The sequence below is a fragment of the Staphylococcus pseudoxylosus genome (assembly GCF_003697915.1).
In the GTDB taxonomy this organism is placed as follows: Bacteria; Bacillota; Bacilli; order Staphylococcales; family Staphylococcaceae; genus Staphylococcus; species Staphylococcus pseudoxylosus.
In genome coordinates this window covers 185,939-192,994 of record NZ_RCVN01000008.1, presented here as the reverse complement: position 1 = coordinate 192,994, position 7,056 = coordinate 185,939, and the positions used below count along the sequence as shown (strand labels likewise).

At 31.6% G+C, this 7,056-nt stretch carries 8 protein-coding genes; all 8 read right to left on the bottom strand.

From position 1 onward, the window contains the following. Nucleotides 1-118: 118 nt before the first annotated feature. Nucleotides 119-394 (bottom strand): holin, encoded by a 276-nt coding sequence (locus tag D9V42_RS09185; RefSeq protein ID WP_122064616.1) that lies wholly within the window; start codon nt 392-394, stop codon nt 119-121. Nucleotides 395-567: 173 nt separating this feature from the next. After that, entirely contained in the window at nt 568-921 is a 354-nt protein-coding gene (locus D9V42_RS09180; protein ID WP_233665387.1) for a hypothetical protein, read from the bottom strand. Nucleotides 922-954: 33 nt separating this feature from the next. After that, nucleotides 955-1,137: an XkdX family protein gene (locus tag D9V42_RS09175; RefSeq protein ID WP_411847817.1), complete on the bottom strand. Its 183-nt coding sequence runs from the start codon at nt 1,135-1,137 to the stop codon at nt 955-957. Beyond that, nucleotides 1,130-1,480 (bottom strand): DUF2977 domain-containing protein, encoded by a 351-nt coding sequence (locus D9V42_RS09170; protein ID WP_122064614.1) that lies wholly within the window; start codon nt 1,478-1,480, stop codon nt 1,130-1,132. Before D9V42_RS09170 ends, D9V42_RS09175 begins: the two co-directional genes overlap by 8 nt. Further along, on the bottom strand, nt 1,480-2,934 hold the full coding sequence (locus tag D9V42_RS09165; RefSeq protein WP_122064612.1) for a BppU family phage baseplate upper protein: 1,455 nt from the start codon (nt 2,932-2,934) through the stop codon (nt 1,480-1,482). The genes D9V42_RS09170 and D9V42_RS09165 overlap by 1 nt, the downstream gene beginning before the upstream one ends. A 12-nt stretch (nt 2,935-2,946) precedes the next feature. Continuing rightward, complete coding sequence (locus D9V42_RS09160; protein ID WP_122064610.1) at nt 2,947-4,872, bottom strand: phage baseplate protein; 1,926 nt, start codon at nt 4,870-4,872, stop codon at nt 2,947-2,949. A gap of 32 nt (nt 4,873-4,904) precedes the next feature. Beyond that, the gene (locus D9V42_RS09155) at nt 4,905-5,477 is read right to left on the bottom strand and encodes a hypothetical protein (RefSeq protein WP_122064608.1); all 573 of its coding nucleotides are present in this window, start codon (nt 5,475-5,477) and stop codon (nt 4,905-4,907) included. After that, the gene (locus D9V42_RS09150) at nt 5,470-7,056 is read right to left on the bottom strand and encodes a prophage endopeptidase tail family protein (RefSeq protein WP_122064606.1); all 1,587 of its coding nucleotides are present in this window, start codon (nt 7,054-7,056) and stop codon (nt 5,470-5,472) included. Before D9V42_RS09150 ends, D9V42_RS09155 begins: the two co-directional genes overlap by 8 nt.

Sequence of the window (7,056 nt, the reverse complement as noted above, 5' to 3'; positions counted from 1 at the left end):
TCTTGTACCAATTGTTAGTAATTGATATCTAACTGGTACGCCTTTCCATGTCTCTACCATACTAAATTCCTCCAAATATAATTTATGGCCATGACTGCTCTATCATGACCACGTTGGATTATTGATTTGATTGTTTATTATTTTTATTCTTGAACGTTTCCCAAATACCTGTGGCCATGAGTCCACTTATTAACCCTGCTAGCAAACGACCAGCTACCGATAATTCACTTACAATTTCTGGTATAAATATTGTTATGCCGCCTATGACTATTCCAATTACCATTGAAACAATTGGTATAAAGTTCTTAGGTATTGTCTTCGTTCTTTTAATAACTTCCGTTAATGCGATTGTGATAACTGAGATAATCCCAGCAAATGCGATAATTTGTTCCATTTATAATTCCTCCTAATTAATATAAAAAGCCGACCCGAAGGTCGACTTTTAAAAATCTAATTATTACTTACATACTCCAAACCAAAAACACGTCCAAAAATCAGCTCCTAATGTAAAACTAGTTAAAAGTTCTAGCATAATGTTTCACCTCCCCTCAATATAATGAGATTAATTTATAATCCTAACCACATTCTTATGGCAGCATAAACAATTGAGGTTACAATAGTGAAAATCCCACTTATGATTAGCCACGTTAATTTGTTAAGTAATTTTTTATTATCTTCTCTTTCTTTATTGATAGAGTCTAAAGTAAAATCCATTTTTTGATTTGTTAATTCCTGTGTATGTTGTCCTCTCTCTATTTCTTTCAAGGAATCATACAGTTTTTCAATTGAATTTTGAAAATTTTTTCTATCTTCTTTTTGGGCTTCTTCTATCTTTCGAAGACGCTTATCATTGTATCTATCTTTATCTTCTAAGATACCTACACGTCGTTCTATATCTTTTGTTCCGTCCGCACTCAACATGACACCCACTTTCTATATAATAAAAGTCACAAGCTATTCAGCCTGTGACTCTGGATATTTTTCATTTGTTATTAATGCATAATCCTCTCGATCAATAGCTAGCATATCTACATACCATTTAATATCTTCGTTTGTTAAACAATTCCAATCATACATTTGTTTTATTTCTTTAACTGTGGGCGAAATCAATGCATCCATTTTATTTTTATCACTCATTAGCTCCCACCTCTTTATTAAGTTTTTCTTCTAATTCTTTAAATTTATTTTCTAAAGAAACAATTTTTAAGTTACTTTGGACACTTTGTTTTTGTAATGTAGCAACCATTATTCGAAGGCTGTCTATATCTTGTGGTGGATTATCGATAACCATTGTTTCACTTTCTTCTTTGTAACTTGTATTTACTTTTATTTCTCCGTCTCTATATAAATAGTATCCAGGTTTAAAAGTTTCCACAAAATTACTTGGCAAACCTTCATCGCTGATTTCAATATCTCCATCAAAACCACCAACGATAGCAAACGCAATAATGATGTCAGAGCTATTTACTAATATTCTCATTATTTCCACCCCTCTATACGTTGGATAATATAGGCATTCCTATTTGCACCTGAACTAGTTCCTGAAACACTATCGAAAGAAACGTCATTCGCTAATTTTAATGTTGTCCCATTTGTAACATCAATCTTTAACTCATATGTTCCTAATAATAATCCGTCACTATCTCGTAAATTATCACGTTGTATCACTATATTTTTATCTATAGATCCTGTTAATACTACTTCGTTAAATGTACCTCCTGGATATATCCCTGAGATAATAATCATACTGTAATCATATAAATCACCTAATAAGTTAAAATCACTCCCTACAGTAGAAACTGTTCCGATATACAAAACTCCATGTTGAGAGGATATTTTATCATCTGTATAACTATTAGCATTAGACTCTGCTGTGTTTGCTTTGTTTTGAGAACCTTGTTTTGACTCCAAATCCAACAATGCATTTTCCCAATCATTCCACTCATTGTAATATCTCATTACATATGTGTTGTTAGAATTATATGGTTTGAATGTAATACGTTTCACAGTTTCGTCACGTTGCTCAACAATCGTAAATCCTGCTGTGGAACTTGCTCCTGTAATAGGAGTGTTTGTTGTATAATAAAAACCAGGTTTCAATTCTCTTAATTTATTTAAATCATTCCCTAATGAAACTTGTGTATGATTTCCTGTATCACTAGTCAATTTATATTTCTGCCAATTCTCCGATTCACCCTGAGTCACAATGTCACTATCAACTAATTTTTGTTCAAATTCTTCTACTTTCGTATCTATATATGATTTATCTTCGCTGAACTGTGTGGTGTAATTATCTCCTGTTGTTGTCATTTCATTTAACTTTTCAGTGTGATTTGAGTTGTACTCTGTTAACTTATCATCTGATAATTTATTAAGTTGATTGACTCCGTCTGTAGCTGCTTGATTAACCATAGTTACGTAATCTTGCATATTCGCAAAATCTTCATTCAATTTTGCCATTGTGTCTGAAACTTCATCACGTAATTGTGCAAAAAGCTTTATTTCTCTTAATTTCTCAGAAGCAGGAATTGCACTTAATAAATCTTCTGCTACTTCAAAACTAAACTTTCGTTGTACCACTACTTCTTCACGATCTTTAGTAGCTACATATACTTGACCTGCCACAGTCTTAGCAACTGTCATAAATTCTGTAGGGATTGTATAGCTTACAACCCCGTTTAATTCATCAATAATTTCAAAACTACCATCAACAACTTCCGTACTATCTACAATATAATTAACCCCTGATTCAAGCTTAATAAAAACTTCCACATTCTCTTTACTTAAAGATAACGGGAAGTCATTTCGTGTAATTTTAAATTGTAATACTGCTGTATTTTTGTCTTGATTCCAAAATTGAACATTTAAATTTGATAGACTTTGGTATTGCGCAGTTGTTTCTAAATTTACATTTACTATTTTATCCATAGACATAAAGTTAACCTCCTAAATTGATTTACCATCCATTAACGTCCACGGTGATGTACGTTCGTTTTTACTATTGCTGAAATAAGCTATATATATTTGCACCGAAGCTGTAGTTGTAACACGTGTTAATGTTACTCTAAAAACATAAGGGCTAATGTTTTCAACTAAAGCTGTCATTCCTACTCCTGTAATTGGTAAACCTAGTAATTCTTTACTTCTTGAAGCTGAAATATACCATGTTTTATCACTAATAATTCCAATTTGATTTATATTAGTAATGTGGTCTGGTACATATTCAAAAGGTCCACCCATTGAGCGAGTACCGATATGATTCCAATTTGTAGCATCATTTGAATTTGAAAACTTATTAATAGAAACAATTCTTGTAAACTGCATTATATCTCGAACGAATGTACTTCTTGTTAACGTTTGTTTTACTTGCCCAGCTTGGTTTGGAGCAGAAACTGTTAGCCAATATCCTGCATCTCTCATTTCCTTTGGTAAAGGGAAATCAGTTAAATTTTTAATATCCACTGTATATAAGTAATATTCACCAGCTTCAATAATATCTGATAACTTTGTAAAATTATGGACTGGTAAGGTTTTTGTACGCCCTCCTGTTTCCATTAATGATTGTGGTGTAGCTTGTGCAGTAAGCTTATCGTACACATCACGCATAAAAATACCGTGAATCTCATGTGAACGATAATTCCCAGCGCCAACTGTCACGCCTACTAATAATGCTTTCTTCCCTGTTCCTTCATCATAATATAATTGCATACCCTCTGCTTCTTGGAAATCACCTGGATAAAGGTTACCAGTTTTGCCAATATTTGCTTCTTTTTGATATTTCTGTTTACCTGTTTTAAGGTCAAACACGGTTAAGAAATTGGGATTCTCTGGTTTAGAATCCCCAGTATATAAATACAATTCTCCTTCTCCAAATTCTATACCTTGCATAGGTTGTGAACCATCACCACCACCCGTCAATTGTCTAGGTAAGTCGAATTTATATAAAACATTATCAATTCTGTTATCTACATCTTCCAAACTTCTTATTTCAACGTAATTAGATGCATTTCTTGCGTCCCATTCACTAGATGGGTATTGAATACGATATAAAATCAAACCTTCTTGCTGATTAATTACAGGTGTAATATAAGGTAATTCAGGGTGTCCTGTGAAAACTTCTTCCATATCATAATCGCCATAACCAATAGTTATATCTGGTCTAAAACTGAAACGTACAACTTTTCCAAAACCTTCGTGATCATTAATATAAGAATAAATCCAAAATTTATCATCTTTCCATCTATATCCGTTGTGGGTACCATGTCCTCCACCTTCAATATACATTTGTGATATAAACTGACCATTAGATTTTAGCTTTGAAATCTTATAACCTTCGCTATAAACTTGCGTCATATAAATCAACCCAGTTTGATTATCTAAGTAAAAGCTCTGCATTACTGAGTTTGTCCATGGGGATAAATTAGTTAAATACTGCCAATTCTGTTTTGGAATATCAAAAGCAAATTCTTGTGCTAAAACTTGTTCTTTTGCATCGTTTACTGACTTTAATACTTCTTCTTTATCTATTTCAAATCTAGTCGAATCTGATTGTAGTCTATCAAACAATGTAGTGTGGCTAACACCTTCGTTATCTAATCTAGCGTCTTTAACTTCTTGTAAACTATTCTTGCCTTTACTTAAAACCAAATTATTATAACGTTTATTAATAATATCTAATCCACGTTCTACGGTTTTAAATCTTTTATCTGTTATTTGTTGCGAACCGTGCGCATTGACTTCATCTGTTTTATGATAGATGAATTGATTATAAAATTCATTTACAAATGTTTCTGTTCTTAAAAAATTGGTATGCAGTTGTTGCCTAAAGTCTTTGCCCAAAGTTAACTCAAGGCTTTTTTGAAGTCTTAGCATTCCCATTACTCCCATCTTATTTTAAATTTACATCACAAAATAAAAGTATGATGTAGTGGATACCATTGCGTTGATGTAGGTGAATCAATAGAGGAATTTTGCATAGTAATTATTCCACTTGTATTTATGCTCATTCTTGTAAAATTTGGTTTTCCTGAAACAATAGAAGTGTTTTGTACAAAATATAGATTTGTACTTATTTTGCTAGATATAAAAGAATTTAACGAACCTATCGTTACACCACTCGATGAGGTGATTCCTTTTACAGCTCCTTTTACAGATAAAAAACTAGTATTATTTAAAGTTATAAGCCTAGCTTGAGGAACTGTACCACTACTATAAATTTCAATTCCTGTAGCTAAAGTTATATCTTTCCAACCTGTATCACTAACAGTTGGTATATTAGCTACTAAGTCTTTTAAACTATTTAATTGTATCTGTAGATCATTTACATTCGTACTTACACCAGAAATATCGTCTTTTATTCCATCAATATTTAAATCAGTTAATCCATCCGGTACACCTTGCAACCCTTCGATATGACAAAGTGGATAAAAATTAACATCATTATCATCTTTCATAAATATAATTGGTTCATTAGCCATCAGATAACACACTCCCCACTACATCAGTAAAATAATTACTTGTAACATTCTTGTTTACGTTCCAATTACCTTTAGCAATTGAACTTGTAGCTCTTTTCATTCTCATATCTATTTGATTTTGAATATCAATAATATCTTTTTTAGCATTACTAAATTCCACTTCTACAGGTTGTTGTATGAGTGGATGGAATCTTGTTATTTTCACTATTTTTAAATCAACATTAAATTTAAGTGGTTTATGGATGAATCTAACAATGTTATTTTCTTTTAGATCATCATTTCCTATATACATCCTATCGTTATCATTCCCTAAATAGTTAGTTGTCAGTTCAATAGTCGGTTCATCATTTAACTGTTCTATTAAAGATTTTCTCAATTGTTCTTTTGTAGTTGCATTTTCATCAAAAACTGTAGGAGCAGTCATTTTACCGAAAGACTCATACGTATTTGGTGAAATATATTCATCCCATGTGTAGTAAACATCTTTACCTTTTAACGCAGCTGTTAAATTTAGTACATTAGATTTTTCAGTACCTACATACATAACTGGTTTTGTTTTATAACTTACTTCAGGGTCAGCACCTTTAAATACTGCCTTAAATGTATGCTTGCCTTTTTCTAAATCCTTAGCAATTACAATTTGAGTGGTTCTTGATGTTTTACTGTAACAACTATAAGTGCCTATTTTTCTATCATCAAAGTAGACATCAATTAACCCACCACGGGACATTTTTTTAAGTCCCCATGTCAGAGTTTCATTCCCCCATTTACATTCAAATGTTTTTGTATAATAACTACCTGGTGTATCTACTCGCCAAGTACCTTCTTTATGAAAGTTTCCTTTATAAGTTAAATTAGGTGGTTTAATTGGATTATAATTATTTGTTTCAGACTTAGTTTTTTTCTTACCATAACCTTTTATATGTGTTTTCATATCAGTTGTGGTTATACTAGCTGTAAGTTCATCATTATTTCCACCATATATAATAGGTATATCTGAATATTCATAAAAAGAATCAGGTTGATAAAAATAGATTTTTTTATTATCTGCAAAATATATATAATTGAAATATTCAGCGCCCGAAACAATAAATTCCATGCCGTTTTGTCCACCTAGTTCAGATACAGGTGCAACATCACTAAAGTGACCAATGATTTCATACTCAAAACCAAGTTCGTTATTATTGAAACCAAAATCCAAGTATTGTTTCAAGGTGTAATTAGGGGCGTTTTCTTCATCAGTAACATCTATATTCAATTCTTCACTCTCTATATCTTTATCAACAAAATGATTTTGAAACTCCATAAAAATATGCTTAGCGACAATGTCGTTAAGCACAGTTTGACTATCGTATTTTAATGAAGTTGATTTAATAACATAATATTGTCCCTCATAAATAATGTAATTTTCATTTACCAGCATATCGAAAATATCTTCTTTGCCACTTGCTTTAAAGGCAGTGAAAGAGATGGAACGTTCATTGTTTATTTCATATTCATATTTAAATGAACCTAAATCATAGTCTGTTAACATTTCACCATAATTACCGAATCTGTTCATTAATATTAATTCCTTCAT